This window comes from Rhodoferax sp. GW821-FHT07F03 (assembly GCF_059418745.1).
The window spans coordinates 118,565-144,246 of the sequence record NZ_JBWKQM010000012.1; the positions used below are offsets into that span (position 1 = coordinate 118,565).

Here is a 25,682-nt window from a genome sequence, read left to right on the forward strand (position 1 = left end):
TCTAGACAGCTATTAATTCCATAGCTGCTTGCGCAGGCAATACCTGCGCCAGAGGCCTAAAGGGCTTGAAACTCCAAAAGCACTACAACGGCGGCTACAGCCCATTACATCTTCAGATGCTGCAGTGCAGCACCGGCTTTTATACTGAAGCCACCCCTTGTTGCCTGGCTTGTTGCCCCTGCCGTGACCCTACGCGCCTCTTTTCGCCAACTGTTGTTGCTGGCCTTTGTGCTGATTGCCGCCCTGCTGGGCGCGGTGTCGCTCAGCGGCCTGCAGGCGCTGCAAGGCGTGTTGGCGCAAAGCCGCGCGGCCGGGCAGCAAAGCATCCAGCTGAACCTGTCCACCCGGGGCCTGGCCGAGCGCAGCACCGATATGGAACGCGCCGCTCGCCAGTATTTGGTACTAGGCGATGACGCCCTGCGCCAGCGCTTCGACGATGCCGCCAACCAGGCCCAGGCCCTGCTGCTGCCGCTAGGCCAGTACCCGCCCACCGCCGCGCTGGCCCAGCAGTGGCTGGCGTCGGCCGTGCGCATCCGCAGCCAACTGGCCGATAACCGCGTGCCGCGCCCCAGCCGGGGCAATGCGGTGGCGGCCGAGTTCCAGACCCTGGACGGCATCTCGCGTGGCCTGTCGCAGCAGGTGCAGCAAAGCATTGCCGAGCACAACCAACAGGTGCAAAACGCATTGGAAGAACAGCGCAACCGCCAGGTGCAGCAGGTGCTGGTGGCCATCGTGGCGGCAGCGGTGGCAGCCCTGGCGTTTGGCCTGTGGCTGACACGCCCGTTGCGCCAGCTGGGCAAGGCCATCGTGGCGCTGGGCGAAGGCCGGCTGCAGCAGGCCATACAGATACACGGCCCGGCCGACCTGGCCAGCCTGGGCCGCCAGCTGGACTGGCTGCGCCTGCGCCTGACCGAGCTGGACGAGGACAAGGCACGCTTTCTGCGCCACACCTCGCACGAACTGAAGACCCCACTGGCCGCGCTGCGCGAAGGAGTGGCCCTGCTGCAAGAAGGCGTGGGTGGTGCGCTGGGCGCCGAGCAGGCCGAGATCGTGGCCATACTGCAGCACAACACTGGCGTGCTGCAACAACAAATCGAAGACCTGCTGCGCTACAACGCCGCCGCCTTCGACGCGCGGCAGCTGCAGCGCCGCCCCACGGTGCTGCGCACATTGCTGGAGGGCGTGGCCCAGGCCCAGCGCCTGAGCTGGCAGGCACGTGGACTGAACGTGGTGGTGGAAGGCGACGCCACACTCAGCCACCCGGTGGACCCGGAGCGCCTGGGCATGGCGCTGGGCAATCTGCTGTCCAACGCTGTGCGCTTCAGTCCGCCTGGCGGACGTATCCGCTGGTGGGTGGGCACATTGAACGGCCAGGTGGTGCTGGAGATCAGCGACAACGGGCCGGGCATACCCGAGGGTGAGCGCGAACACATCTTCGACCCCTTCTACCGTGGCCATGTGCAGCCGCTGAATCTGCCGCGTGGCAGCGGCATTGGTCTGGCCATCGTGCGCGAACAAGTGGCCGCCCACGGCGGGCAGGTACGCCTGGTGGCACGCGCCGACGGCGCCTGCTTTCAAATCCTTTTGCCTTTGGACACCTCACATGTTTAAGTTACTGATCCGAAATTTGGGACTCTGGAGCCTATGCGCACTGGTCGCCTGCAGCACAGGCCCTGTGGCGGAGCCCCCACCGGCCAGCGCCATCAGCAATGAAGCCACGTCGTCACCTGTCATCAAGCTGGTGCCGGTGCCCTCGCCACTGAGCCCCGTGGACGAAGCAGGCCGCCTGCTGCAGCAATGGCAAGACAGCCTGCGCCAGGCAACGCCCGAATCACTCAACGCCCTGGCCGCCGGGCTGGCGGCAGAGCCCGCCACACCTGCCGGCATGGTGCATCTGGCCCTGGTATGGCTGCACACGCATAACCCAGGCGACTCAGCGCGCGCGCTGGCGCAGCTGGAAGGGCTCAACAATGGCAACGACCCGGCAGTAGCCGCATGGACCGGTTGGTTACCGCTGCTGATGGCAAGGGCCTCCGAGCAAAAGCGGCTCGAGGAACAGATCGTTCGGCAAAACCAGCAGCTGCGCGACAACCAGCGCCGCATAGACCAGTTGACTGAGCAATTGGAAGCGCTGAAGGCCATCGAGCGGTCACTGGCGCCACGCAGCATGGGCAAGACGCCATGAGCGCCAAGCTGCAGATCCTGGTGGTGGACGACGACCCCGACATGCTGCGCCTGCTGTCGCTGCGCCTGGGCGCCGCCGGCTATGCCGTCACCGCCGAAGTCGATGCCGAGGCCGCCCTGGCTCGGCTGGAGGTGCTGCGTCCGCAGCTGGTGCTGAGCGATGTACGCCTGCCGGGCATGGACGGCATGGGACTGTTCGACGCCGTGCAGACACGCTTCCCCGGCCTGCCGGTGATCCTGCTCACCGCCCACGGCAGCATCCCCGACGCGGTAGACGCCACGCTGCGCGGCGTGTTCAGCTACCTGACCAAACCCTTTGATGGCAAGGAACTGCTGGGCGCCGTAAGCCGGGCACTGGTTTTGTCCGCCGCCAGCCGCCCGGTGGCGGGCTCGGCCGGCGAGGCCTGGCGCGCCGAAATTGTGAGCCGCTCGGCGGTGATGGACGAGGTACTGGCCGAGGCACGGCTGGTTGCACCCAGCGATGCATCGGTGCTGATACGCGGCGAAAGCGGCAGCGGCAAGGAGTTGCTGGCGCGCGCCATCCACCGCGCCAGCCCACGCGCCCACGGTGCCTTTGTGGCGGTGAACTGCAGCGCCATCCCCGAGGCGCTGCTGGAGTCCGAGCTGTTTGGCCACGTCAAAGGCGCATTCACCGGTGCGGTGGCCCACCACCGGGGCCTGTTCCAAAGCGCCAACGGCGGTACCCTGTTTCTGGACGAAATTGGCGACATGCCACCTACCCTGCAGGTCAAGCTGCTGCGCGTGCTGCAGGAGCGCCAGATACGGCCTGTGGGCGCCCAGCAGTCGGTGGACGTAGACGTGCGCATACTCTCGGCCACCCACCGCGATCTGGAAGCCGCGCTGACCCAGGGTGACTTTCGCGAAGACCTGTATTACCGGCTGAACGTAGTCACCCTGACCCTGCCCCCGCTGGCCGATCGGCGCGAAGACATTGCGCTGCTGGCACAGCATTTTCTGCAGCGCCTGGCCAGCAAGTACCACAAGCCGGTAAAAGGCTTTGCCCCCGATGCACTGAGCCTGCTGGCCACAGCCGCCTGGCCGGGCAATGTGCGGCAGCTGCACAACGTGGTGGAGCAGGTCTGCGCCCTGGCCACCACGCCGCTGGTGCCGTTGGCGCTGGTACAGCGCGCCCTGCGCGTGCCCACCGTGGAGGTGCTGGGCTTTACCGAAGCCCGCAACCGCTTTGAACGCAGCTACCTGGTGGACCTGCTGAAGCTGACCGACGGTCAGGTGGCTGACGCCGCACGGCTGGCCGACAAGAACCGCACCGAGTTCTACCGCCTGCTGCAAAAACACGGGCTGACGCCCGGCCTGTTCCGCGCCGAACCGTCCGACGGCGAACCGGAAAGTGGCCTGTCGCCAGCTGGCGACAGCTGATTTATCGTTATAAATCAATAGCTTGCAAAGACAAGATGAACGCATGCGTGCAGGGCTGTCGCTGATCAGCGACGCTTTTCCTGCAAAAAATAGGGGGAAATTCTTTAAAAATCACGTAAGCATTTGATTTTTAAAGGTTTATTTACGTGGCATAGGGTTTGCACCAGTACTGGCAATGACCTGTACACCACGCATACCTCCATCCGCCATGCTGGCTTTGTCGTCGCTGGTGACGCTGGCCTCTCCCACCGCCTTTGCAGTATTGCCGCTGCGCACCGACTTCGACACCCTGGCCGAACGCGCCCAGGCCCTGGCTGCCCAGCCCTATAGCCCAGTACCCAGCCGCACCCCTGCAGCACTGCGCCAACTGAGCTACGACCAGATGCGCGACATCCGCTTCAAGCCCGAGCGCGCTGCCTGGCGTGCCGAGCAGTTGTCGTTCGAACTGATGTTCTTCCACCTGGGTAAGTACCAAACCGAACCGGTACGCCTGCATGAACTCACGCCCGAGGGTGAACGCCCATTCAGCTTCAACCCACAAGACTTCAGCTACGGTGCCAACAAGCTGAACCCGCAGAGCTGGGAAGACATAGGCTACGCAGGCTTTCGCGTGCACTACCCGCTAAACACCCCAGCCTACAAGGACGAGCTGGTGGTGTTCCAGGGTGCGAGTTACTTCCGGGTACTGAGCAAAGGCCTGCACTACGGCCTGTCGGCCCGTGGCCTGGCTGTGGACAGCGCGGGCGGCGGGCCGGAGGAGTTCCCCCGCTTCACCGACTTCTGGATCGAACGACCCGACGCCAAAGCCCAGACCCTAACCATCCTGGCCCTACTGGACTCGCCCCGCGTGTCCGGTGCCTACCGCTTCGAGATCCAGCCCGGCAGCACTACCAGCGTAACGGTCAAGGCCCGGCTGTTCCTGCGCGCGTCGCCGCAAAACCCAATACGTACCCTGGGCATTGCGCCGCTGACCAGCATGTTCTCCTTTGGCGAAAACCAGCCCAGCCGCGACGACTTCCGCCCAGAGGTGCATGACTCGGACGGCTTGATGGTCGCCAGCGGTGAAGGTGAATGGCTGTGGCGCCCGCTGCAGAACCCGCGCAAGCCGCTGGTCACGTCCCTCACTACCCAATCGCCCAAGGGTTTTGGCCTGATGCAGCGCGACCGTAACTTCAGCAGCTACGAAGACAGCGAAGCCAGCTATGAGCGCCGGCCGTCCGCCTGGATCACCCCGCTGGGTGACTGGGGCAAGGGCCGGGTGGAGCTGATGCAGCTGTCCACACCGGACGAAACCCACGACAACATCGTCGCCTACTGGGTGCCGGCCACCCTGCCGGCACCCGGCCAACCGCTGGACGTGTCCTGGCGCGTGGACTGGCAGGGCGAGGCCCAGCAGCGTCCGCCCAAGGCCTGGGTCGCGCAGACCCGGGTGGGCCGCAGCTATGCCACCCTGGCGCCCAACGAGCAGCAGTTCATTGTGGACTTCGAAGGCCCCACCTTGCCCAGCAACGACGAACTGAAGTCCGTGGTGAGCGCCAACGGCAACGGCCGCATTACCGAGCAAGCCGTCTACCGCGTGGAAGCCACCGGCGCCTGGCGCCTGGCCCTGCGCGTCAAGACCCTGGACCCCGCGCGCCCCGTGGAACTGCGCGCCTACCTCACCGCCGGCCCTGACACGGTCAGCGAAACCTGGACTTACATCCTGCCTGCCCTATGACCACACCTGCACACACCTCCGGCATGCCTCCCACCCAGCGCGGCTCCATGCCCGCCCAGCCCTGGTTGGGCTTCGCAGCCCTCCTGCGTGGCGAACGAGCCCCTGGCAACGCCCCCTGGCGCGCCAGTGCCGCTCAATTGCAGCAACAAACTCCAGCCTGGGAAACGGCAGCCCAGCAGCGCCGCAACTGGCTGCTGTTCTGGATTGCCGGTGCCACGGCCTTTGCCACCGCCCTGCTATGGCGTGCCCAGCCCGGTGCGGGCAGTGACTGGCTGCTGGCGACGCAGCTAGGCCTGTTCGCGCTGCTGTTTGCCTGGGTATCGGCCGGCACGGTGACCGCCGTGATGGGCTTCTGGGTCACGCTGCGCGGCGACCGCCATGCACTCTCGGCCCGCAGCGCGGACGGCATCACCTTGCCGGCCGACGCGCGCACCGCCGTCATCATGCCGATCTGCAACGAAGACGTGGCCACGGTGTTTGCCGGGCTGCGCGCCACTTGCGAGTCGCTGGTGAACGCCGGGGCCGAGCGCTTGTTTGACGTGTTTGTGCTGTCCGACACCAGCGACCCCGACCTGCGTGTGGCCGAGATGACCGCCTGGCAGGACTTGCGTAGCCAGATGCAAGCCCATGGCAGCAAGCTGCAGGTGCACTACCGCTGGCGCCAGCACCGTACCCGTCGCAAAGCCGGCAATGTGGCCGACTTTTGCCGCCGCTGGGGCCGCAGCTACCGCTATATGGTGGTAATGGACGCCGACAGTGTGATGAGCGGCGACACCCTGGTCACCCTGGCCCGCCTGATGGAGGCCAACCCGCGTGCCGGCATCTTGCAAACCGCGCCGCGCGCCTGCGGTCACGCCACCCTGCATGCACGGGCACAACAATTTGGCAGCCGCGTGACCGGCCGCCTGTTTACCGCCGGCATGCAGTTTTGGCAGCTGGGCGAAGCCCACTACTGGGGCCACAACGCCATCATCCGCGTGGAGCCCTTCATGCAACACTGCGCATTGGCCACCCTGCCCGGCACCGGCGCCCTGGCAGGCGAAATCCTGTCACACGACTTTGTAGAAGCAGCCCTGATGCGCCGCGCAGGCTACGAGGTCTGGCTGGTGAACGACCTGGAAGGCAGCTACGAGCAGCAACCGCCACACTTGCTGGCCGAGCTGCAACGCGACCGCCGCTGGTGCCAGGGCAATCTGCAAAATTCTCGCCTGCTGGCCGAGCCTGGCCTGCGCCCGGTCCACCGCGCCATGCTGGCCACCGGCGCCATGGCCTATGTATCGGCACCGCTGTGGCTGCTGTATGTAATGCTGGGTGCCTGCCTGTGGCTGCACGACAGCGAATTCCAGCCGTGGTCCCACCACAGCGTAGTGACGCTCTGGGCCTCCACCGCGCTGATGCTGGCCCTGCCCCGGGTACTGGGCCTGGCCGCCGTGCTGCTGCGTGGCGAACAAGCCCGATTTGGCGGTAGCCTGGCCCTGGTGGGCAGCACCATACTGGAAGCAGGCCTGTCCATGCTGCAGGCGCCGCTGCGTATGGCGGCGCATAGCCTGTTCGTGCTGGGTGCCCTGACCGGTTGGCGCCTGGAATGGACCTCGCCTCCGCGCGAGGCCAATGACCTACCCTGGGCCGATGCGGCGCGGCGCTTTGGCCCCCTGGGCCTGGGCGTGCTGTGCCTGCTGGCCAGCATTGCCTTTATCTCGCCCGCTACGGCACTATGGCTGCTGCCCATGGGTCTGCCCCTGCTGCTGGCCGTGCCGTTCACCGTGCTCAGCAGCCAAAGTGCACTCGGCCAGCGCCTGCGCAATGCCGGCTGGCTGCTGGTGCCCGAGGAAACCCAGTCTCCGTCGGTCCTGAAGCAGGCCTGGGCCTATGCCAAGGACAGCAATGTACGCATCTCCGCCGGCAGCTGGCTGGCCGACCTGCCACGCCTGGCCAGCCTGGCCCTGCAAGCCCTGGGCCCCCGCCACACCGGCCTGGGCCTGCGCGGCGAGCACCGTCGCCAACGCGTGCGTCAACTGGGCCGCCAGGGCCACACCGTGCCGCAAGCCGCGGAAAAAATGCGCTTTCTGAGCGAACCGCATAGCCTGCGCATGCTGCATGCCGCGCTGGTAGGTGCCCGCACGCGCTGATCGGCAAAAAGCAGCGGGGCAAGAAGCCCCGCTGGCACAGAGGCTTTCATGCACAATCACGCGCCATGACCATGACCTCTGTTTTCAACTTCACCTTCGTGCCCTGGTTCCGTTCCGTGGCACCGTATATCCACAAGTTTCGGAACCAGACCTTTGTGGTGGGCATCGCGGGTGAGGCGATTGCAGCAGGCAAGCTGCCCAACCTGGCGCAAGACCTGGCCATGATCCAGAGCATGGGCGTGAAGATTGTGCTGGTGCACGGCTTCCGTCCGCAGGTCAATGAACAGCTCAAGGCCAAGGGCCACCCCCCCAAATACGCCAACGGTATCCGCATCACCGACGAAGTAGCGCTGGACTGCGCACAAGAAGCCGCCGGTCAGCTGCGCTACGAGATCGAGGCGGCGTTCAGCCAGGGCCTGCCCAATACGCCCATGGCAGGTGCCACCATCCGCGTGATTTCAGGCAATTTCATCACCGCCCGCCCGGTCGGCATTGTGGATGGCATCGACTTCCAGCATTCCGGCCTAGTGCGCAAAGTGGATATCGCCGGCATCACCCGTGTGCTGGACATGGGAGCCATGCTGCTGCTGTCACCATTCGGCTTCTCGCCCACAGGTGAAGCCTTCAACCTGACCATGGAAGAGGTGGCCACCTCGGTCGCCAGCGCCCTGCAGGCCGACAAGCTGATCTTCCTGACCGAGGTGCCCGGCATCCGTATGCATCCGGGCGAGCCCGAGAGCGAAGACAACCCTATCGACACCGAGCTGCCCCTGGCCATGGCCGAAAAACTGCTGGCCGAACTCCCCCCGGCGAATGTGCCCACCGACACGGGTTTCTACCTGCAGCATTGCGTGACGGCCTGCAAATCCGGCGTGGAGCGCAGCCACATCATCCCGTTTTCGGTCGATGGCGCCATCCTGCTGGAGGTCTATGTGCATGACGGCATAGGCACCATGGTGGTGGACGAAAAGCTCGAAAGCCTGCGCGAGGCCCTGGTGGACGATGTGGGCGGTATCTTGCAACTGATTGAACCGTTTGAGAAAGACGGCACCCTGGTCAAGCGCAGCCGCACCGAGATCGAACGCGACGCCCATATGTACACCGTGGTCGAACATGACGGCGTGATCTTCGCCTGCGCCGCCCTCTACCCCTATCCCGAAGCCCACACCGGCGAGATGGCCGCGCTGACGGTATCGCCCCAGGTGCAAGGCCAGGGCGACGGCGAAAAAGTGCTAAAGCGCATCGAGCAGCGTGCCCGTGCAGCCGGTCTGCAAAGCATTTTTGTGCTGACCACTCGCACCATGCACTGGTTCATCAAGCGCGGCTTTGTGCAGGTAGACCCGGAATGGCTGCCCGAAGCCCGTAAGCGCAAGTACAACTGGGACCGCAAAAGCCAGGTGCTGGTCAAAAAACTGAACTAGCGCGCCAGAGGGGACGAGTCGGCGGCACGTGGCCGCCTATGGCGCCCAATGCCCCCCGAAGCGTCGGAAATAGATAGAAATTCGGTGCATTTAGGTGTGCGCCGAGGCGGGCGCGGGTACACAATGTATCGGCATACACTCCTAAAGCCTGTTCACGATCTATGCGCCGCTACGCACACCGCGACATGCATGCAATGGGCCTTTCTCCATGAGGCAAGCGGCTCCGCATTCCCCGGTGACGGACGTCCGCCTGAAACGCCGCCATACCCAGGAATGGTGGGCCATGGCACTGGTGCTGCTGGTTTTGCTGGGCACCGTGGCCTGCAAACTCTGGCGGGAACACGGACTGAACCGGGAAAAGGAGTTCGACCGCCTGCAAACCCAGGCCCGCGTGGTGGGCGAAAACCTGATCCGCCAGCTGCAGGGAGTGAACCGGGCCCTGGCCGGTCTGCGGTACGACCTGTACTACAGCGACCACCCGGGCGACGCGCCCAATATGGGACGGCGCCTGCAGCTGCTGGCCGATGCCATGCCCGGCGTGCGGGACCTGTCCATACTGGACAAATCCGGCATCGTCATCGGCAGCAACAACAAGAACGCCTTGGGCGCCGACCTGCACCAAAGCCCGTATTTCGAAATTCCCCAAGCCAACCCAGACTACGCGGCACTCTATGTGTCGCCCAACTACATCCCCAGCTCTGGCTTCTATGCGGTGGGGGCCAGCAAGGCCGTATCTGAGGTAGATGGGCAATTCATAGGCCTAATCAGCGCCACACTGGAGCCGAACTATTTCGACATCGTGATGCAGTCGGTGCTGTACGCGCCCGACATGACGGTCGGCATCACGCACCACGATGGGCGGGTGTTCATCATGATTCCGCCCAATGCGAAATCCCTGAACACCAATATCAACGTGCCGGGAGCCATGTTCCACCAGCATGTCCAGTCGGGACAGGCCGTAAGCCGTTTGATTGGCCAATCAAGGGTATTGGGCGACCAGCGCATGCTGGTTTTTCGCAATATCCAGCCCGCCGAGCTGCACATGCATACGCCACTGACCATCTCTGTGAGCCGAAACCTGGCAGCGGTAGACGCCATCTGGTGGAACGAAGCCCTGCTGAACCTGGGGCTGCTGGCGGTATTCGGCCTGATTGCCTGCATAGGCCTGGCTTACATCCATAAGCACCGAAGGGCCATGCACCTGGCCCATACCGAGATACAGGATGCCTTGAAAGAAACCGCCCAGCGCTTTGAATTCGGCCTCAAGGGCGCGGACCTGGGTCTGTGGGACTGGAATATGGCCAAGAACACCATGGTTTTCAGCGACCGTCTCTGGCAGATGCTGGGCTACCAGCCCAATGAAATCTTGCTGCGCGGCGGCCTGTGGTGGCAACTGCTGCACCCGCAGGAGCTGCCCATGCTGCGTGCTGCGTTCATCGCCCACATCAAGGGCCATAGCTCGTCGTACAAGCTGGAGCACCGCGTGCGCCACAAGGACGGCCACTGGATCTGGGTGCTAGACCACGCCATGGTCGCGGCGAGCGATGAGAACGGCCGCGTCACCCGCGTACTGGGTACGCATATGGATGTGTCAGAACGCAAGCAGGCAGAAGCGCACCTGGCGGCCGCCACGGCCTTGCAACGGCGCACCGGCGAGATCGCCAAGATCGGAGGCTGGGAACTGGACCTGTCGAACATGCTGCAAACCTGGACGCCCGAGGTTTTTCTGATCCACGACCTGCCGGTAGGCATGCCACTGTCCCTGGACGAATCCCTGACCTGCTACCCGCCAGAGGCACGCCAAAAGCTGGAGCAGGCGATGGCCGAAGCCATACGCTACGGCACGCCCTGGGCTCTGGAGCTGCAAATGACCACCGCCGCCGCACGCCAAGTCTGGGTGCATTCACATGGCGAGGCCATCGTGCAGGATGGGCATACCGTGCGTCTGGAAGGCACTTTGCAAGACATCACCGAGCGTATGCAGTTCCAGGCCGAGCTACAGCGCGCCAACGAACAACTGGCAGAGCTCAGCGTGACCGACGGGTTGACGGGCGTGGGGAACCGGCGTTTCTTCGACCAGTGTCTGGCCTCCGAGTGGGCGCGCAGCATGCGCCAGGAACAGTCGCTGGCCCTGCTGATGATAGACATAGACCATTTCAAGCGCTACAACGACGCTTATGGCCACCTGAACGGCGACGACTGCCTGCGCGAAGTGGCGCGCATTCTGAACACCTGCATTTGCCGTCCTGGCGAATTGCTGATGCGCTATGGGGGCGAAGAGTTTGCGGTGCTGCTGCTGGACACCGATATCGCTGGCGCCACGGTGGTTGCGCAACGCTGCCTTGAGCGCATACGGCATGCCGGCCATCCGCACAAGGACTCACCTACGGCCAGCCACGTGACCCTGAGCGTAGGTATTGCCAGCGTCATACCGCACAAGGACATTTCCGAACAAGATCTGCTGGAGCAGGCCGACGCAGCCCTGTACGAGGCCAAGCGACAAGGCCGCGACCGCTACGTGTGCGCAACCCAGGAACCACCACCCGCTCCCGGCCCCAGCCAGTCCGAGTTCTATCTGGGGTGATCAGGCCTTGAGCTTGCGGCCCAGGAACACCAGCGCCAGCAGGATGATGGCGACAAAGCAGACAAACGACCAGTTGGCGATCGAGCCGCCCAGAAAGGTCCAGTCCACCACCGTGCAATCGCCGCCGCCCTTGAAGATCATGGGAATGGCGCGCTGCAGCGGGAAGGTTTCAATCATTCCGTAGAGGTCGCGACCGCAGGTGGCCACCTCGGGCGGATACCACTGCAGCCAGCTTTGACGCGCAGCCACAAACGCCCCGAAACCAGCCACCAGCAGTACCAACAGCACGCCAGAGACATGCAAGCTTTTTTTGCCACTGGCGCTGGTGATACCTGCGATGATTGCTACTAAAACAAGAGCATAGCGCTGCACGATGCACATGGGGCAAGGCTCCAGGCCCACCACGTGCTGCAAATACAGGCCAAAGGCCAGCAGGCCGATACACACCACGCTGATCCCCAACAGCACACGGCGTGGGGCGGCATCAATCCAGGACAACAACATGCATAGCTTTCAAAAAATGCGCCCTGCGGACGCACCCCCGGGGGCTACATCACGCTGGCGCGGACTCCACAAACACTTTGGCGCGACGCGGTGTCACCACCAGCGTGTCGCCCTCTTGCAAACCTAGAACCCGGAACTGCTCCGCAGGCAACTGCGCTTCCACCAGGTTATCCAGCGTATTGTCCACGGCTTGGTGCTGCTCCAGCGGCGTTAGTTCCAAACGGGCGATAGGACCAATCACCAATGCGCGGGTCAGCGTCACCACCATGCCGATCGGCTTGCCCGCGGCATCCAGGCCCTCGCCCTTCACGTAGCGCTGCACAGCGATGTCGTGCGGGCGCACATAGGCAAAGGCCTTAGCGTCTTGCGCGTGGGGGTGCTCGGGCGCCTGAATCTTGATGCCTTCGAGCTGCACCTCGCCCTCGTGGGCGCGGCCATGGAACAGGTTCACATCGCCCAGGAAACCATACACAAAGGGGCTGGCCGGGTGGTCCCACACGTCTTGTGGCGAGCCGATCTGCTCGACCTTGCCCTTGTTCATTACCACCACGCGGTCGGCCACCTCCAGCGCTTCTTCCTGGTCGTGGGTCACGAAGATGCTGGTCACGTTCAGGTCGTCATGCAGGCGGCGCAACCAGCGGCGCAGCTCCTTGCGCACCTTGGCGTCCAGCGCACCAAAGGGCTCGTCCAACAGCAGCACCTTGGGCTCCACCGCCAGCGCGCGCGCCAGGGCGATACGCTGGCGCTGACCGCCAGACAGCTGGCTGGGGTACCGATTGGCCAACCAGTCCAGTTGCACCAGGCCCAACAGCTCATGCACCTTGGCCTTGATCGCCGACTCGCTGGGGCGCTGGCCACGCGGCTTGACACGCAGGCCAAAGGCCACGTTCTCGAACACCGTCATATGTCGGAACAGCGCATAGTGCTGGAACACAAAGCCCACCTGGCGCTCGCGCACATGCACGTCGGTGGTGTCTTCGCCGGAGAAGTGGATGCTGCCAGCGTCCGGCGTTTCCAGCCCGGCGATGATGCGCAGCAGCGTAGTCTTTCCACAGCCCGAGGGGCCGAGCAGAGCCACCAGCTCGCCCGACTGGATGTCCAGGCTGACGTCGCCCAGGGCGGTGAAGCTGCCAAACTGCTTATGGATATTGCGGATTTCGATGCTCATAAGAGGCCTCTTTCAATGGGCGGCGGCAAGCTGTGCCGCAGGTGTATCGGTACGTGGCGCTTCGGGTGGCATTTCGGCAATGGAGCGCAGCTCGCGCTCGATACGCCACTCGGCCACCGACTTGATCACCAGCGTCACCAGCGCCAGGATGGCCAGCAAAGACGCCACGGCAAACGCCGCCACGGATTGGTATTCGTTGTACAAAATCTCGACGTGCAACGGCAGCGTATTGGTCTGCCCGCGGATATGGCCAGACACCACCGACACCGCGCCAAACTCGCCCATGGCACGCGCGTTGGTCAGGATCACGCCGTACAGCAGGCCCCATTTAATGTTCGGCAGAGTCACATGCCAGAAGGTCTGCCAGCCCGTTGCACCCAACACGATGGCCGCCTGCTCCTCGTCATTGCCCTGGGCCTGCATCAGCGGAATCAGCTCGCGGGCCACAAAGGGGAAGGTCACGAACACGGTAGCCAGCACAATGCCCGGCACCGCAAACACAATCTTCATATCGTGCGCCTGCAGCCAGGGGCCGAACCAGCCGCTGGCGCCAAACAGCAGCACGTAGACCAGGCCCGCCACCACTGGCGACACCGAGAATGGCAGGTCCACCAGTGTGGTCAGAAAAGACTTGCCCCAGAAGTCGAACTTGGCAATCGCCCAGGACGCGGCGATGCCAAACACCAGGTTCAGCGGCACGGCGATCACGGCCGTCAGCAAAGTCAGCTTGATAGCGGACCAGGCATCGGGCTCCTGCAGGGCTTCCAGGTAGGCACCCAAGCCTTTGCGCAAGGCCTCGGTAAAAACCGCGGCCAGCGGCAGCACCAGGAATAGCAGCAGAAACACCAGCGCCACGGTCAGCAGCGTGTAGCGGACCCAGGCGGACTCGGTGGTGCCGGCCTGGGCGCGGCGTACGGTATTGGCACTCATGCCGTGGCTCCAGTTTGGCGGCGCTGCCAGGCCTGCAAGGCGTTGATCAGCAGCAACAGAATGAAGGATATGGTCAACATCACCACGGCCACGGCGGTAGCACCGGCGTAGTCGTACTGTTCCAGCTTGCCAATGATGATCAGCGGAGTGATCTCGGACACCATGGGCATATTGCCGGCAATGAAAATCACCGAGCCGTATTCACCAATGGCGCGCGCGAAAGCCATGGCAAAACCGGTCAACAGTGCTGGTGCGATATGCGGCAGGATCACCCGAGTGAAGATCTGCAGCCGGGTTGCGCCCAGCGAGGTGGCGGCCTCTTCCAGCTCTTTCTCGGCATCTTCCAGCACCGGCTGCACCGTACGCACCACGAAGGGTAGGCCAATGAAGATCAGCGCAATCACCACCCCGGCCGGCGTAAACGCCAGCTTGATGCCCAAGGGTTCCAGGTACTGGCCCAGCCAGCCGTTACCCGCCAGCAGCGCAGTCAGCGAAATGCCGGCAACGGCCGTGGGCAAAGCAAATGGCAGGTCCACCAAGGCGTCCACAATCTTCTTGCCGGGAAAGCTGTAGCGCACCAGCACCCAGGCTACCAGCAACCCAAACACCAGGTTCACCAAGGCCGCCAGCAAAGACGCGCCAAAGGTCAGTCGGTACGAGGCCAGCACGCGCGGTCCCGTCACGGCGTCCACGAACTGGTCCCAGCTCAGGGTAAAGGTCTTCAGAAACAGGGCCGACAAGGGCACCAGCACGATGATGCTCAAGTAGAGCACGGTATAGCCCAGGGTCAGGCCAAAACCGGGCAAGACGCGTTTAGCCTTGCCGGACGGAGCGCGCGCAACGCTCATTTGGCACCTGGGGTGTAGATCTTGTCGAACTGGCCGCCGTCGTTGAAGTGCACCTTCTGCGCTTCACCCAGGCTGCCAAACAGCTCGTTCACGGTAAACAACTGGATAGGCTTGAACACCGCAGCGTATTTCTTCAGGATGGCTTCGTTGCGGGGGCGCAGTGCGTGCTTTGCCGCAATCTCCTGCGCTTCATCGGAGTACAGATAGTCCAGGTATTCCTTGGCCAGCACGGCCGTGCCCTTTTTAGCTACGGTACGCTCTACCACGGCCACCGGGTTCTCGGCGACAACGCTGATGCTGGGGTGGATCGCATCCACCTTGCCCTCACCAAACTCGCGGTCGATCGACACCACTTCGGACTCGAAGGTGATCAGCACATCGCCGATATTGCGCTGCAGAAAGGTCGTGGTGGCCGCCCGGCCGCCTTGGGCCAGCACGGGTACGTTCTTGTACAGCTTGCCCACAAACTCGGCCGCCTGGGCATCGCTGCCGCCCTTCTTCTTCACATAGCCCCAGGCCGCCAGATAGGCGTAGCGGCCGTTGCCGCCGGTCTTGGGGTTCACCACCACCACCTGGATGCCGGGCTTGACCAAGTCATCCCAGTCCTTGATGCCCTTGGGGTTGCCATTGCGCACCAGAAACAACATGGTGGACGTGGTGGGCGATGCATTGCCCGGGAACCTCTTGTTCCAGTCCTTCGCAACCACGCCCTTGTCGGCCAGAAAGTCGATGTCGGTCGATGTGTTCATGGTCACCACGTCGGCATCCAGACCTTCGGCCACCGAGCGCGCAATGGCGCTGGAGCCGGCATGCGACTGGTCTACCTTCACATCCTTGCCGGTGGTCTTCTTGATATGCGCGACGAAAGCGGCGTTGTAGTCCTTGTAGAACTCACGCGCCACGTCATATGAGCCGTTCAGCAGCGTGGTTTGCTGCGCAGATGCCAGGCCTGTCGCGGCCAAGAGCAGGCCGGCGAACACTGTGCGCACCACGCTGGATGAACGGCTAGACGGAGAAATGCTATAAAAAAAGCGCATGCATGGCCCTGGCAATAAAGTTGTAAGCAATATTGTCTGGCCAAAGCTTTAGGCCTCAAACGACTGTTTTCTTGTTTGTATAGCGCTATTAAGAATATAGAACCCTGTACACAGACTACAGCCGAAACTTAGCGCCAGCCCATATGGCCGCGCCAATAGGGGTTGCCATAGTAATAAGGCCGGGGCGCCACATAAACCGAAGGCTGCACCACCACCGCTGGCGCCTCATAGTATCCAGGACCGTAGGCCCGTGGGCCATAAGGAGCAACCACGCAGCCACTCAAGGTACAGGCTAGCAACACGACAGAAATCACGATACGCATGGCAAGGCTCCTAAAATACAGTACTACTGCAACGCGATAGCGGCCCCGTTTGCCGACGCCCGTACGCGAAGTTCTGTAAAGTCCAGCCGACGCCAGGGCGTTGCAAACATTGCTACAGTCGCCCCCTGCAATGCGAATCGCAATCGGTTTGCGCACCCCACACAACACATTACAAGGCTTTTTATGGCACGCATGGTCCACTGCATCAAACTCGACAAGGAAGCTGAAGGCCTGGATTTCCCGCCCTACCCCGGTGACCTGGGCAAGCGCATCTGGGAGAACGTCAGCAAGGAAGCCTGGGCTGCCTGGCTCAAGCACCAGACCATGCTGGTAAATGAAAACCGCCTGAACCTGGCCGACCTGCGCGCCCGCCAGTACCTGGCCCGCCAGATGGAAAACCATTTCTTCGGTTCGGGCGCAGATGCCGCCCAAGGCTACGTACCGCCAGCAGCCTGATCTTGTCGGAGCTTATCCAATGGCTGCCTGATGGAACCCCGTTCAGCCCACGCTTTGGCGACCGCTACCGCAGCGAGTCCGGCGGGCTGAGCCAGGCACAAGAGGTCTTCTTCCACGGTTGTGGCCTGCCTGCAGCCTGGGCACAACAGCCCCAGTGGTGCATTCTGGAAACCGGTTTTGGCCTGGGGTTGAACTTTCTGGTGGCCTGGGCAGCCTGGAAGGCCGACCCGCAGCGCCCGTCGTTGCTGCATTTTGTTTCCATCGAAGCCTGGCCCTCCAGTGCCGACGATCTACTGCGCAGCTTCGACGCTCACCCTGCCCTGCTGCCGCTGGCGCAGCAACTGCACGCCCAATGGTGGGGCCTGTCACCGGGTTTCCATCGTCTGGTGTTTGAGGGCGGCCAAGTACAGCTCACCCTGTGTATAGGCGACGCACAAGCCATGCTGCGCGAAATGGCGCTGCAAGCAGACAGCGTGTATCTGGATGGATTCAGCCCCCAGCGCAACCCCGACATCTGGAGCCCGCACACGCTGAAGGCCGTGTCGCGCTGCTGCAAACGCGGCACGCGCATCGCCACCTGGACCATCGCCCGCGCGGTGCGCGACGCGCTGGAGCAGTGCGGCTTCTCGGTGCAAAAAACCCCGGGCGTGCCACCCAAGCGTGACAACCTGCAGGGCCGCTTCGACCCGCGCTGGGAACCTCGCCCCGCAGTGCAGCCCGCGCCCACACCCAGCCACTGCGTGGTCATAGGCTCTGGCCTGGCCGGGGCCGGCGTGGCCGACAGCCTGGCACGGCGCGGCTGGCAGGTACTGGTGCTGGACGCTGCTGCAGCCCCGGCCGCAGGCGCTTCCGGCCTGCCCACGGGCATCTTCTCGCCGCTGATTTCACGCGACCACAATGTGCAGTCGCGTCTATCGGCCAGCGGTGTACGCGCCACACTGCAGCTGGCCCAAACCCGGCTGCAAGTGGGCCAAGACTGGCAGGCCACCGGCGTGCTGGAATGGCTGGGCGGTAGCCCTGCCGCCGTATACCCGGCTCACACGGCCGCCAGCACGGAAGCGTTGGACCAGGCGGGCCTGCCTGCCGACGCCCATGCGCTGTGGCACGCCCGCGCTGGCTGGATCAAACCCGCGCAACTGGTGCAGGCACTGCTGGACCACCCAGCCATCCGCGTGCGCGGCCACAGCCCAGTAGACCGCCTCCAGCCCTGCGACCAGGGCTGGCAGGCACTGGACGCGCAAGGCCATGTCTTGGCGCAGGCGCCGCTGATCGTGGTTGCAGCCGGCTTTGCCAGCCGACAGGTGGCAGCGGCAGACATTCCGGTGCAGGCCGTACGGGGCCAAATTTCCTGGGGCTTGCGCGGTGCTGCGGCCCTGCCGCCTTTCCCGGTCAACGGCCAGGGCCATTGCATACCCGACTTCCCCAGCACGGCCGGCCGTGCCTGGCTGATCGGCGCCAGCTACGAACGCGACAGCGTACACGGCGATAGCTGCGACGCGGACCGCATTGGCAACCTGGAACGCCTGCGCAGCCTGCTACCCACAGCTGCCGAGGCGCTGACTCCCTGCTTTGTTGAAGGCCGCGTGCAAGACTGGGCCGGAGTGCGCTGCACCTCGCCAGACCGCCTTCCCATGGTCGGCACACTGGCACCCGGCCTATGGGTCAGCACCGCCATGGGCTCGCGCGGACTCAGCTTTGCCCACCTGTGCGCCGAGCTGCTTGCGGCCCGGTTGCATGGCGAGCCACTGCCCTTGGAGAAAAAGCTGGCGGCGGCGCTGGATGTGCAACGCTTCTTCGACGCGCGTTCATAGGCGGCGCCAAGTCAGTCAAGGCACTCTTGGCCCGCTACAAATAAAATAGCTGCCAGCGCTTTATTTATATGCGCTAGCAGCCATTTTTAGGTCCTAAAAGTGTACCTACTGCGGCCAGAATACCGGCCTGCAGCCTTGAAGACACTCAGCCCGCGCCAAACCCATCGTCTGCAGCAATCACTGCGCCGTTCACAAAATGGCTTTGACCGCAGGCCAGCATGACCAGCAGCGCGTCCAGGTCTTCCGGCTTGCCCACGCGCTTGCGTGGCAGCATCTGCACCAGCTTCTGGCCCTGCTCGGTTTTCCAGTGATGGTGGTTGATGTCGGTGTCAATGTAGCCGGGGCAGATGGCATTCACGTTGATGCCGTGTTTGCCCCACTCCACCGCCATGGCCTTGGTCATCTGGATCACCGCCGACTTGCTCATGCAGTACACGCCGATCTGCGGCAGCACCTTGAGCCCGGCCATGCTGGCGATATTGATGATGCGCCCGCCAGTAAAGCTGCCCGGCGCCGAGCCGTTGGCGCGCGCCAGCATGCGCTTGCCCACCTCTTGCGCCACAAAAAAGGCACCACGCACATTGGTGTTGAAGATGAAGTCAAAGTCGTCCTCGGTCACGTCCTGCAGGCGCTGGGTGGTGCTCACACCCGAGTTATTGACCAGGATGTCGATGGAGCCCACCTCGGTCTCTGCGTGGGCCACGGCCGATTTGATGGAATCCATATCGCTCACGTCCAATTCGACCACATGGGCATCACCACCCTCGCCCTCGATGCGGGCGCGCAAGTCCTTGAGCTTGTCAACTTGGCGACTGGCCAGCACTACAGCAGCCCCTGCACGCGACAAAGTTCGGGCAAACTGCGCCCCCAAGCCGCCCGAGGCCCCGGTAACCAAAGCCACCCGGCCTGAAAGATCCATGCTGTATGCCATCACAAGCCTCTTCGCTGTTCGTTAAGTGGACTCTGGATTGTGACAGTGCAGCCGTCCCATCCACATAAAATGCCTTGCGATTTTGTAAGCCACGTAACTGCAGCATAAGCATCGCGCAGTAATAGCCCCCCACAGGAAAACGCCCATGACGAACGAAGAGATTCTTGCCCAGTTTGGCCCCCGCGAAGCCATGGAATATGACGTGGTCGTCGTTGGCGGCGGCCCTGGCGGGCTTTCCACAGCCATCCGCCTGAAACAACTGGCAGCGGAAAAAGGCACGGACATCTCGGTCGTGGTGCTGGAGAAAGGCTCCGAGCCCGGTGCCCACATCCTCAGCGGCGCCATCATGGACCCGATCGCGCTGAGCGAACTCTTCCCCAACTGGAAGGCCATGGGCGCGCCGCTGAACCAGCCGGTGACCGATGACGCGATGATCTTCCTTGGCGAAAAGTCGTCCTTTCGCACACCCAACTTCCTGCTGCCAGGCTGCTTCCAGAACCACGGCAACTACATCGTCAGCCTGGGTGCCGTCACCAAGTGGCTGGGCGAGCAGGCCGAAGCCCTGGGCGTGGAAATCTTCCCCGGCTTCGCCGCGGCCGAAGTGCTGTACAACGATGACGGTTCGGTCAAAGGCGTGGCCACCGGCAACATGGGTGTGAGCAAGGAAGGCGAGCCCACGGCCGACTTCCAGATCGGCATGGAGTTGCACGCCAAGTACACGGTGTTCGCCGAAGGCGCACGCGGCCACCTGGGCAAGCAGCTGATCGCCAAGTTCAAGCTCGACGATGGCAAAGACCCGCAAACCTACGGCCTGGGCATCAAGGAAGTCTGGGAGATCGACCCCAAGCGCCACCAGCCCGGTTTCGTCATGCACACCGCCGGCTGGCCCATGGACAACAGTACCTACGGCGGTGCCTTTCTGTACCACATGGAAGGCAACAAGGTCACCCTGGGCTTCATCACCGGACTGGACTACGCCAACCCCTACCTTAGCCCGTTTGAAGAATTCCAGCGCTGGAAAACCCACCCCAATGTGCGTTGGTATCTGGAAGGCGACGCAGAGCACGGCGTCAATCCGGCCAAGCGCCTGGGCTATGGCGCGCGTGCCATCACGGCTGGTGGCCTGATGAGCCTGCCCAAGACCGTGTTCCCCGGCGGCGCGCTGGTGGGCTGCGACGCCGGCTACCTGAACGTGAGCCGCATCAAGGGCAGCCACGCCGCCATCAAGACCGGCATGCTGGCCGCCGAGGCCGCTTACGACGCCGTCACCAACGGCCGCCAGCACGACGAGCTCAGCGCCTACCCCGAGGCCTTCGAGAAAAGCTGGCTGCATGCAGAGCTGCACAAGGCGCGCAACTTCAAGGCCTGGTTCAAAAAGGGCCTGGTCACGGCCACGCTGATGAACGGCATCGAGCAGTTCGCGCTGCGCGGCCACATCCCCTGGACACTGCGCCGCGACAAGCCCGACCACGCCTACTTGAAGCCCGCAGCCGAGTGCAAGCCCATCGCCTACCCCAAGCCCGATGGCAAGCTGACCTTTGACCGGCTCAGCAGCGTCTTCATCAGCAACACAAACCATGCGGAAAACCAGCCCGCACACCTGACGCTGAAGAACGCCTCGGTGCCAGTGGACGTAAACCTGCACAAGTACGCGGGCCCCGAAGCCCGCTACTGCCCTGCCGGCGTGTACGAGTTCATCAAAACCGACAGCGGGCAGGACAAGCTGCAGATCAACGCGCAAAACTGCGTGCACTGCAAGACCTGCGACATCAAGGACCCGACGCAGAACATCGTCTGGGTCACACCCGAAGGCGGTGGCGGGCCAAACTACGCGGGCATGTAATGTAAGCACACGTCACCTTGCCAGGGCCTTTGAACACGTTCTTATGACGACAAGAGAAAGTGAACATGTTATGAGAGCACACATGACTTTTCAGCAGCTTCTTTCCGTCGCCACGCTCTGCCTTTCCTCCGCTCTGGCACAGGCGGCAGGCTTCAGCTTCATCGAAGTACCGGCAGACGCGAACGGCCCGGCATTACACGGTGCCGTGTGGTCGCCCTGTGCTGCGCCCGCAGGCAAGATTGCGCTCGATCGCCTGGTCATCGACGGCGTCCAGAACTGCCCGGTATCGGGTACACAGCTGCCCCTGGTCGTGGTTTCGCATGGCTATGGCGGCTCTTTCTTTGACCAACGCGACACGGCGGATGCACTGGCCAATGCAGGGTTTGTGGTGGCCGCCATCAACCACTCGCAAGACAACCACCTGATTCGCGGCGGCCCGAACGACTCCATTTCAGCGCTGGCAACGCGACCGACCGATATCCAACGGTTGATCGACTTCATGCTCGGCCCCTGGGAAGGCCACGCAACACTGGCCGCCAACAAAATCGGCTTCTACGGTTTTTCCAGGGGCGGCTACACCGGCCTTGTGCTGGGTGGAGCCAGTCCGGACTTCCAACTTCTCCCTCCGCCACCCTCCTCGCCCTGCGCATCGGAGCCTGAAAGCCCGGCGTGTAAACGCATGCGGCAAAGATTCCAGGAGCTGCTCGCTTTACCTCTGGTCCATGACAGCCGCATCCAAGCGGCGGTCATCGCCGACCCGCTGAGCATGGTCTTCAGCGCCGAGGGCTTGAAGAACGTGACAATTCCCATCCAGCTCTGGGCCTCGGCCTACGGTGGCGACGGCGTCACGCCCGAAAGCGTGGCCGCGGTGCGCAGGAATCTGCCTGTGGCACCTGAATGGCGGGTGGTAGACAATGCCACGCACTTCGGTTTTCTTATGCCCTGCTCACCCGCTTTGCGCCAATCGAAGCCAGAAATCTGTAGCGATTCACCCGGTTTCGACCGCCTCGCTTTTCACCAAGATTTCAATGCTCAGGTGCTTGCTTTCTTCCAGCATCACCTTGCCCAGCCGCAGCCCTGAATAGTTGAAAAACAAGCCATTTTTCAGGCAGAAAATCCACCTCTAGCGCTGATAAATACTGCGCAAAGCGCTCCTATTTTTGATGTTAAAAATAGGAGCGCCTGGCTTTAATGCCCGGCGGGCCCCGCGGCCGGCTTCTTGCCGAACAGCGCGCTGATCTCGCCGACCACGCCACGGCGAAACACCATCACGCAGACCACGAAGATCACACCCATGATCACCGTGACCCAGGAGCCCACCTTGTCGGCCAGCAGGTCCTCCAGGCTGACGATGGTGATGGCGCCAGCCACCGGGCCGAGGATGGTGCCCAAGCCGCCCAGCAGCGTCATCAGCACCACCTGGCCCGAGGTATGCCAGTGCACGTCGGCCAGCGAGGCCAGTTGGAACACCAGCGCCTTCATGGAACCCGCCAGACCCGACAGCGTGGCCGAGATGACGAAGGCCAACAGCTTGTAGCGCGCCACGTCATAGCCGAGTGACGTAGCCCGCGCCTCGTTGTCGCGTATGGCCTTCAGGATCTGGCCGAACGGGGAATGGATGGTGCGGTGCACCAGCCAAAAACCGCCCATGAACACCGCAAACACGAAGAAGTACATAGCAATGTTGTCCGACATGTCCACCAGCCCAAACAACTTGCCGCGCGGAATGCCCTGCATGCCATCCTCGCCTCCGGTAAAGCCCATTTGCAGCGCCACAAAGTACACCAGCTGGGCTAAGCCCAATGTGATCATGGTCAGGTAGATGCCGCTGCGGCGTATCGCCAGCATGCCAAAGATGGCACCCAACACCGCACCAAACGCAGCGCCGGCCAGCAGGCCCAGCTCGGGCGACCAGCCCAGGTCGCGGCACAGGTAACCGGTGATATAGGCCGAGCCGCCAAAGAAGGCCGCATGCCCGAACGACAACAGCCCCGCAAAGCCCAGCAGCAGGTTAAACGCGCAGGCAAACAACGCAAAGCACAGCACCTTCATCAGGAACGTGGGGTACAGCACAAAGGGCGCGATGCTGCCCACCACGACCAGAGCTACAAACATCCATAGCGTACGCTGGCGCTCGTTCTTGCTGGCGACGCCGGATGGAACAGATTGAACAGATTGCATCGTTCGTCCTCAGGCTTGCTTGCCAAACAGGCCTGCGGGTTTAACCAGCAGCACCAACACCATGACCAGAAAGATCACCACGGCCGAGGCTTCGGGATAAAACACCTTGGTCAGCCCCTCCACCACACCCAGGCCCAGGCCGGTGACGATGGAGCCCATGATGGAGCCCATGCCGCCAATCACCACCACGGCAAACACCACGATGATGAGGTTGGAGCCCATCACCGGGTTGACCTGCACAATGGGCGCGGCCAGCACGCCAGCAAAGGCCGCCAGCGCCGCCCCCACCGCATAGGTGGCCGTCAGCAGCACCGGCACATTGATGCCCAGGGCCTGCACCAGATCTGGCCGCTGGGTGGCCGCACGCAGTGTGGCGCCCAGGCGCGTGCGCTCAATGGCGTACCACGCGACAAAGCACACGCTCAATGCCGCCACCACCACCCAGGCGCGGTATATCGGCAGGTACATAAAGCCCAGATTCACGCCGCCTTGCAGCAGCTCCGGTACCTCGTAAGACGAGCCTGACACGCCAAAGAAATTCTTGAACACCCCCTCAGCGATCAGCGCTAGGCCAAAGGTCAGCAGCAGTCCATACAAGTGATCCAACTTGTACAGGTGGCGCAGCATAAGGCGCTCTATCGCGACCGCGACCACACCCACTACCAGGGGCGACAAAATCAGGGCCCACCAGTAGTTGATGCCCAGGTAGCTGAAGCCCAGCCAGGCGACAAAAGCCCCCACCATGTACTGCGCGCCATGGGCAAAATTAATAATGTTGAGCAGGCCAAAAATAATGGCCAGGCCCAGGCTCAAGATGGCATAAAACGAGCCGTTGATCAGCCCCAGCAGCAGCTGGCCGAAAAAGGCCGGTGACGGTATGCCAAAAATATCCATAGCGGGATTCCCTCGTAGCGCAGACAAACCCCAAGGCCGTACGCGGCCCCGGGGACAGGGGGTTTACTTTTTGACCAAGGGGCAGCGCGATGCCGACAGCGGCTGGAAGGCTTCGGCCGCTGGGATGGTGGCACGCACGTTGTAGTAGTCCCACGGCGTCTTCGACTCGGCCGGGGTCTTGACCTGCATGAGGTACATGTCGTGCACCATGCGGCCGTCTTCACGGATGGTGCCGTTCTTGGCGAAGAAGTCGTTCACCGGCATCTTCTTCATCTGCGCCATGACCTTGGCGGTATCGTCGCTGTTGGCGGCCTTCACAGCCTTCAGGTAGTGCATGGTGGACGAGTACTGCCCTGCCTGCACCATGGTCGGCATACGCTTGTGCTGATCGAAGAAGCGCTTGGACCAGGCCCGGGTCTGGTCGTTCAGGTCCCAGTAGAAACCTTCGGTGAGGTACATGTTCTGGGTGGTCTTCAGGCCCAGGGAATGGATGTCGGTGATGAACATCAGCAGCCCGGCCAGCTGCTGCTTGCCGGTGATGCCGAACTCGGCCGCCTGCTTGATGGAGTTAACGGTATCGCCACCCGCATTCGCCAGGCCGATGATCTGCGCGCCCGAGGACTGCGCCTTCAGCAGAAAGGACGAAAAGTCCGAGGTGGGAAACGGGTGGCGCACGCCGCCCACCACTTCGCCGCCATTGGCCTTGACCACGTCAGACGCATCTTTTTCCAGCGCATGGCCGAATGCATAGTCGGCCGTCAGGAAGAACCATTTCTTGCCACCGGCCTTGGTCACCGCCTTGGCCGTGCCATTGGCCACGGCATAGGTGTCGTAGGCCCAGTGCACGGTCACGTCGTTGCAGGCTTCGTTGGTGATGGAGGTGGCGCCCGCACCGTTGATCAGCACGATCTTGTTCTTCTCCTTGCCGATCTTCTGCACCGCCAGCGCGGTGGAGCTGGTGACCAATTCGGTCAGCACGTCCACCTTGTCGCGCTCCACCCATTCACGGGCCTTGTTGGCGGCGATATCGCCCTTGTTCTGGTGGTCGGCGGCCACCATTTCTACCTTGAAACTGGGCTTTTCGGCGGCCACAAAATCATCGATCGCCATCTTGGTGGCGAGCACCGCACCGGGCCCGGCCAGATCGGAGTAAGTGCCCGACAGATCGGTCAGCACACCGATCTTGACGACACCGTCGGACACCTGTGCCTGGGCCCCCGTGGCCAACAAAAGGGAAAAACCTGCAGCCATAGCAAGTGATGTGGCAAGCGGTGTGGGCTTGAATTTCATGGGGTGTCTCCTCTGATCAACAATAAAAGGGGT

General features: G+C 63.0%; 21 protein-coding genes. 11 read left to right on the plus strand and 10 right to left on the minus strand.

The window, feature by feature from the left end:
• Positions 1-183 precede the first annotated feature (183 nt).
• The 7 genes from AC07R0_RS19255 to AC07R0_RS19285 all read left to right on the plus strand — a co-directional run bounded on the left by AC07R0_RS19255 (position 184) and on the right by AC07R0_RS19285 (position 11,433).
• Positions 184-1,611 carry a sensor histidine kinase gene (locus AC07R0_RS19255; RefSeq protein WP_495106034.1) on the plus strand — a complete coding sequence of 476 codons (1,428 nt, stop codon included), beginning with the start codon at positions 184-186 and terminating at the stop codon, positions 1,609-1,611.
• Positions 1,604-2,185: a hypothetical protein gene (locus tag AC07R0_RS19260; RefSeq protein ID WP_495106035.1), complete on the plus strand. Its 582-nt coding sequence runs from the start codon at positions 1,604-1,606 to the stop codon at positions 2,183-2,185. The genes AC07R0_RS19255 and AC07R0_RS19260 overlap by 8 nt, the downstream gene beginning before the upstream one ends.
• On the plus strand, positions 2,182-3,582 hold the full coding sequence (locus AC07R0_RS19265) for a sigma 54-interacting transcriptional regulator (protein WP_495106036.1): 1,401 nt from the start codon (positions 2,182-2,184) through the stop codon (positions 3,580-3,582). The genes AC07R0_RS19260 and AC07R0_RS19265 overlap by 4 nt, the downstream gene beginning before the upstream one ends.
• Before the next feature lie 208 nt (positions 3,583-3,790).
• A complete protein-coding gene (locus tag AC07R0_RS19270; protein WP_495106037.1) occupies positions 3,791-5,299 on the plus strand; it encodes a glucan biosynthesis protein G in 1,509 nt (502 codons plus the stop codon).
• Positions 5,296-7,428: a glucans biosynthesis glucosyltransferase MdoH gene (mdoH, locus tag AC07R0_RS19275; RefSeq protein WP_495106038.1), complete on the plus strand. Its 2,133-nt coding sequence runs from the start codon at positions 5,296-5,298 to the stop codon at positions 7,426-7,428. Before AC07R0_RS19270 ends, mdoH begins: the two co-directional genes overlap by 4 nt.
• Positions 7,429-7,499: 71 nt before the next feature.
• On the plus strand, positions 7,500-8,849 hold the full coding sequence (argA, locus tag AC07R0_RS19280) for an amino-acid N-acetyltransferase (protein WP_495074622.1): 1,350 nt from the start codon (positions 7,500-7,502) through the stop codon (positions 8,847-8,849).
• A gap of 235 nt (positions 8,850-9,084) precedes the next feature.
• Positions 9,085-11,433 (plus strand): diguanylate cyclase domain-containing protein, encoded by a 2,349-nt coding sequence (locus AC07R0_RS19285; RefSeq protein ID WP_495106039.1) that lies wholly within the window; start codon positions 9,085-9,087, stop codon positions 11,431-11,433.
• Here AC07R0_RS19285 and AC07R0_RS19290 read toward each other — a convergent pair whose 3' ends face one another.
• The 6 genes from AC07R0_RS19290 to AC07R0_RS19315 form a co-directional block, all read right to left on the minus strand.
• Entirely contained in the window at positions 11,434-11,937 is a 504-nt protein-coding gene (locus tag AC07R0_RS19290) for a disulfide bond formation protein B (protein WP_495106040.1), read from the minus strand.
• 49 nt (positions 11,938-11,986) lie between these two features.
• Positions 11,987-13,105 (minus strand): sulfate/molybdate ABC transporter ATP-binding protein, encoded by a 1,119-nt coding sequence (locus AC07R0_RS19295; RefSeq protein ID WP_495106041.1) that lies wholly within the window; start codon positions 13,103-13,105, stop codon positions 11,987-11,989.
• A gap of 12 nt (positions 13,106-13,117) precedes the next feature.
• On the minus strand, positions 13,118-14,035 hold the full coding sequence (gene cysW, locus AC07R0_RS19300) for a sulfate ABC transporter permease subunit CysW (RefSeq protein WP_495074626.1): 918 nt from the start codon (positions 14,033-14,035) through the stop codon (positions 13,118-13,120).
• Positions 14,032-14,883 (minus strand): sulfate ABC transporter permease subunit CysT, encoded by an 852-nt coding sequence (gene cysT, locus AC07R0_RS19305; RefSeq protein ID WP_495074627.1) that lies wholly within the window; start codon positions 14,881-14,883, stop codon positions 14,032-14,034. The genes cysW and cysT overlap by 4 nt, the downstream gene beginning before the upstream one ends.
• A complete protein-coding gene (locus AC07R0_RS19310) occupies positions 14,880-15,920 on the minus strand; it encodes a sulfate ABC transporter substrate-binding protein (protein ID WP_495106042.1) in 1,041 nt (346 codons plus the stop codon). The genes cysT and AC07R0_RS19310 overlap by 4 nt, the downstream gene beginning before the upstream one ends.
• A gap of 128 nt (positions 15,921-16,048) precedes the next feature.
• Positions 16,049-16,243: a hypothetical protein gene (locus AC07R0_RS19315; RefSeq protein ID WP_495106043.1), complete on the minus strand. Its 195-nt coding sequence runs from the start codon at positions 16,241-16,243 to the stop codon at positions 16,049-16,051.
• 183 nt (positions 16,244-16,426) lie between these two features.
• Here AC07R0_RS19315 and AC07R0_RS19320 point away from each other — a divergent pair, with 183 nt between their 5' ends.
• On the plus strand, positions 16,427-16,699 hold the full coding sequence (locus AC07R0_RS19320) for an oxidative damage protection protein (RefSeq protein ID WP_495074630.1): 273 nt from the start codon (positions 16,427-16,429) through the stop codon (positions 16,697-16,699).
• Between the two features lie 2 nt (positions 16,700-16,701).
• Positions 16,702-18,510 carry a bifunctional tRNA (5-methylaminomethyl-2-thiouridine)(34)-methyltransferase MnmC2/FAD-dependent 5-carboxymethylaminomethyl-2-thiouridine(34) oxidoreductase MnmC1 gene (gene mnmC / locus AC07R0_RS19325; protein WP_495106044.1) on the plus strand — a complete coding sequence of 603 codons (1,809 nt, stop codon included), beginning with the start codon at positions 16,702-16,704 and terminating at the stop codon, positions 18,508-18,510.
• A gap of 145 nt (positions 18,511-18,655) precedes the next feature.
• On the opposite strand, the gene AC07R0_RS19330 is transcribed toward mnmC, so the two are convergent.
• Positions 18,656-19,441, minus strand: coding sequence for an SDR family oxidoreductase (locus AC07R0_RS19330; RefSeq protein ID WP_495106045.1), 786 nt, complete (start codon positions 19,439-19,441; stop codon positions 18,656-18,658).
• A 145-nt stretch (positions 19,442-19,586) separates the two neighbouring features.
• Between AC07R0_RS19330 and AC07R0_RS19335 the strand changes: the two genes are divergently transcribed.
• The gene (locus tag AC07R0_RS19335; RefSeq protein ID WP_495106046.1) at positions 19,587-21,284 is read left to right on the plus strand and encodes an electron transfer flavoprotein-ubiquinone oxidoreductase; all 1,698 of its coding nucleotides are present in this window, start codon (positions 19,587-19,589) and stop codon (positions 21,282-21,284) included.
• 43 nt (positions 21,285-21,327) lie between these two features.
• Positions 21,328-22,365, plus strand: coding sequence for an alpha/beta hydrolase family protein (locus AC07R0_RS19340; RefSeq protein WP_495106047.1), 1,038 nt, complete (start codon positions 21,328-21,330; stop codon positions 22,363-22,365).
• Between the two features lie 107 nt (positions 22,366-22,472).
• Here the strand turns inward: AC07R0_RS19340 and AC07R0_RS19345 are convergent, their stop codons facing one another.
• The 3 genes from AC07R0_RS19345 to AC07R0_RS19355 all read right to left on the minus strand — a co-directional run bounded on the left by AC07R0_RS19345 (position 22,473) and on the right by AC07R0_RS19355 (position 25,649).
• A complete protein-coding gene (locus tag AC07R0_RS19345; RefSeq protein ID WP_495074731.1) occupies positions 22,473-23,399 on the minus strand; it encodes a branched-chain amino acid ABC transporter permease in 927 nt (308 codons plus the stop codon).
• 75 nt (positions 23,400-23,474) lie between these two features.
• The gene (locus tag AC07R0_RS19350) at positions 23,475-24,359 is read right to left on the minus strand and encodes a branched-chain amino acid ABC transporter permease (protein WP_495096535.1); all 885 of its coding nucleotides are present in this window, start codon (positions 24,357-24,359) and stop codon (positions 23,475-23,477) included.
• 63 nt (positions 24,360-24,422) lie between these two features.
• The gene (locus AC07R0_RS19355; protein WP_495106048.1) at positions 24,423-25,649 is read right to left on the minus strand and encodes an ABC transporter substrate-binding protein; all 1,227 of its coding nucleotides are present in this window, start codon (positions 25,647-25,649) and stop codon (positions 24,423-24,425) included.
• Positions 25,650-25,682: the final 33 nt, after the last annotated feature.

Excerpts from the sequence above, each read along its gene's own strand:
- AC07R0_RS19340 (WP_495106047.1), top strand. The coding sequence starts at position 21,328 with ATGACGACAAGAGAAAGTGAACATGTTATGAGAGCACACATGACTTTT.
- AC07R0_RS19295 (WP_495106041.1), bottom strand. The coding sequence starts at position 13,105 with ATGAGCATCGAAATCCGCAATATCCATAAGCAGTTTGGCAGCTTCACC.
- AC07R0_RS19345 (WP_495074731.1), bottom strand. The coding sequence starts at position 23,399 with ATGTTTGTAGCTCTGGTCGTGGTGGGCAGCATCGCGCCCTTTGTGCTG.
- AC07R0_RS19330 (WP_495106045.1), bottom strand. The coding sequence starts at position 19,441 with ATGGCATACAGCATGGATCTTTCAGGCCGGGTGGCTTTGGTTACCGGG.
- mdoH (WP_495106038.1), top strand. The coding sequence starts at position 5,296 with ATGACCACACCTGCACACACCTCCGGCATGCCTCCCACCCAGCGCGGC.
- AC07R0_RS19260 (WP_495106035.1), top strand. The coding sequence starts at position 1,604 with ATGTTTAAGTTACTGATCCGAAATTTGGGACTCTGGAGCCTATGCGCA.
- cysT (WP_495074627.1), bottom strand. The coding sequence starts at position 14,883 with ATGAGCGTTGCGCGCGCTCCGTCCGGCAAGGCTAAACGCGTCTTGCCC.
- AC07R0_RS19270 (WP_495106037.1), top strand. The coding sequence starts at position 3,791 with ATGCTGGCTTTGTCGTCGCTGGTGACGCTGGCCTCTCCCACCGCCTTT.
- AC07R0_RS19350 (WP_495096535.1), bottom strand. The coding sequence starts at position 24,359 with ATGGATATTTTTGGCATACCGTCACCGGCCTTTTTCGGCCAGCTGCTG.
- AC07R0_RS19355 (WP_495106048.1), bottom strand. The coding sequence starts at position 25,649 with ATGAAATTCAAGCCCACACCGCTTGCCACATCACTTGCTATGGCTGCA.
- AC07R0_RS19320 (WP_495074630.1), top strand. The coding sequence starts at position 16,427 with ATGGCACGCATGGTCCACTGCATCAAACTCGACAAGGAAGCTGAAGGC.
- AC07R0_RS19265 (WP_495106036.1), top strand. The coding sequence starts at position 2,182 with ATGAGCGCCAAGCTGCAGATCCTGGTGGTGGACGACGACCCCGACATG.
- AC07R0_RS19290 (WP_495106040.1), bottom strand. The coding sequence starts at position 11,937 with ATGTTGTTGTCCTGGATTGATGCCGCCCCACGCCGTGTGCTGTTGGGG.
- AC07R0_RS19310 (WP_495106042.1), bottom strand. The coding sequence starts at position 15,920 with ATGCGCTTTTTTTATAGCATTTCTCCGTCTAGCCGTTCATCCAGCGTG.
- AC07R0_RS19315 (WP_495106043.1), bottom strand. The coding sequence starts at position 16,243 with ATGCGTATCGTGATTTCTGTCGTGTTGCTAGCCTGTACCTTGAGTGGC.
- cysW (WP_495074626.1), bottom strand. The coding sequence starts at position 14,035 with ATGAGTGCCAATACCGTACGCCGCGCCCAGGCCGGCACCACCGAGTCC.
- argA (WP_495074622.1), top strand. The coding sequence starts at position 7,500 with ATGACCTCTGTTTTCAACTTCACCTTCGTGCCCTGGTTCCGTTCCGTG.
- AC07R0_RS19335 (WP_495106046.1), top strand. The coding sequence starts at position 19,587 with ATGACGAACGAAGAGATTCTTGCCCAGTTTGGCCCCCGCGAAGCCATG.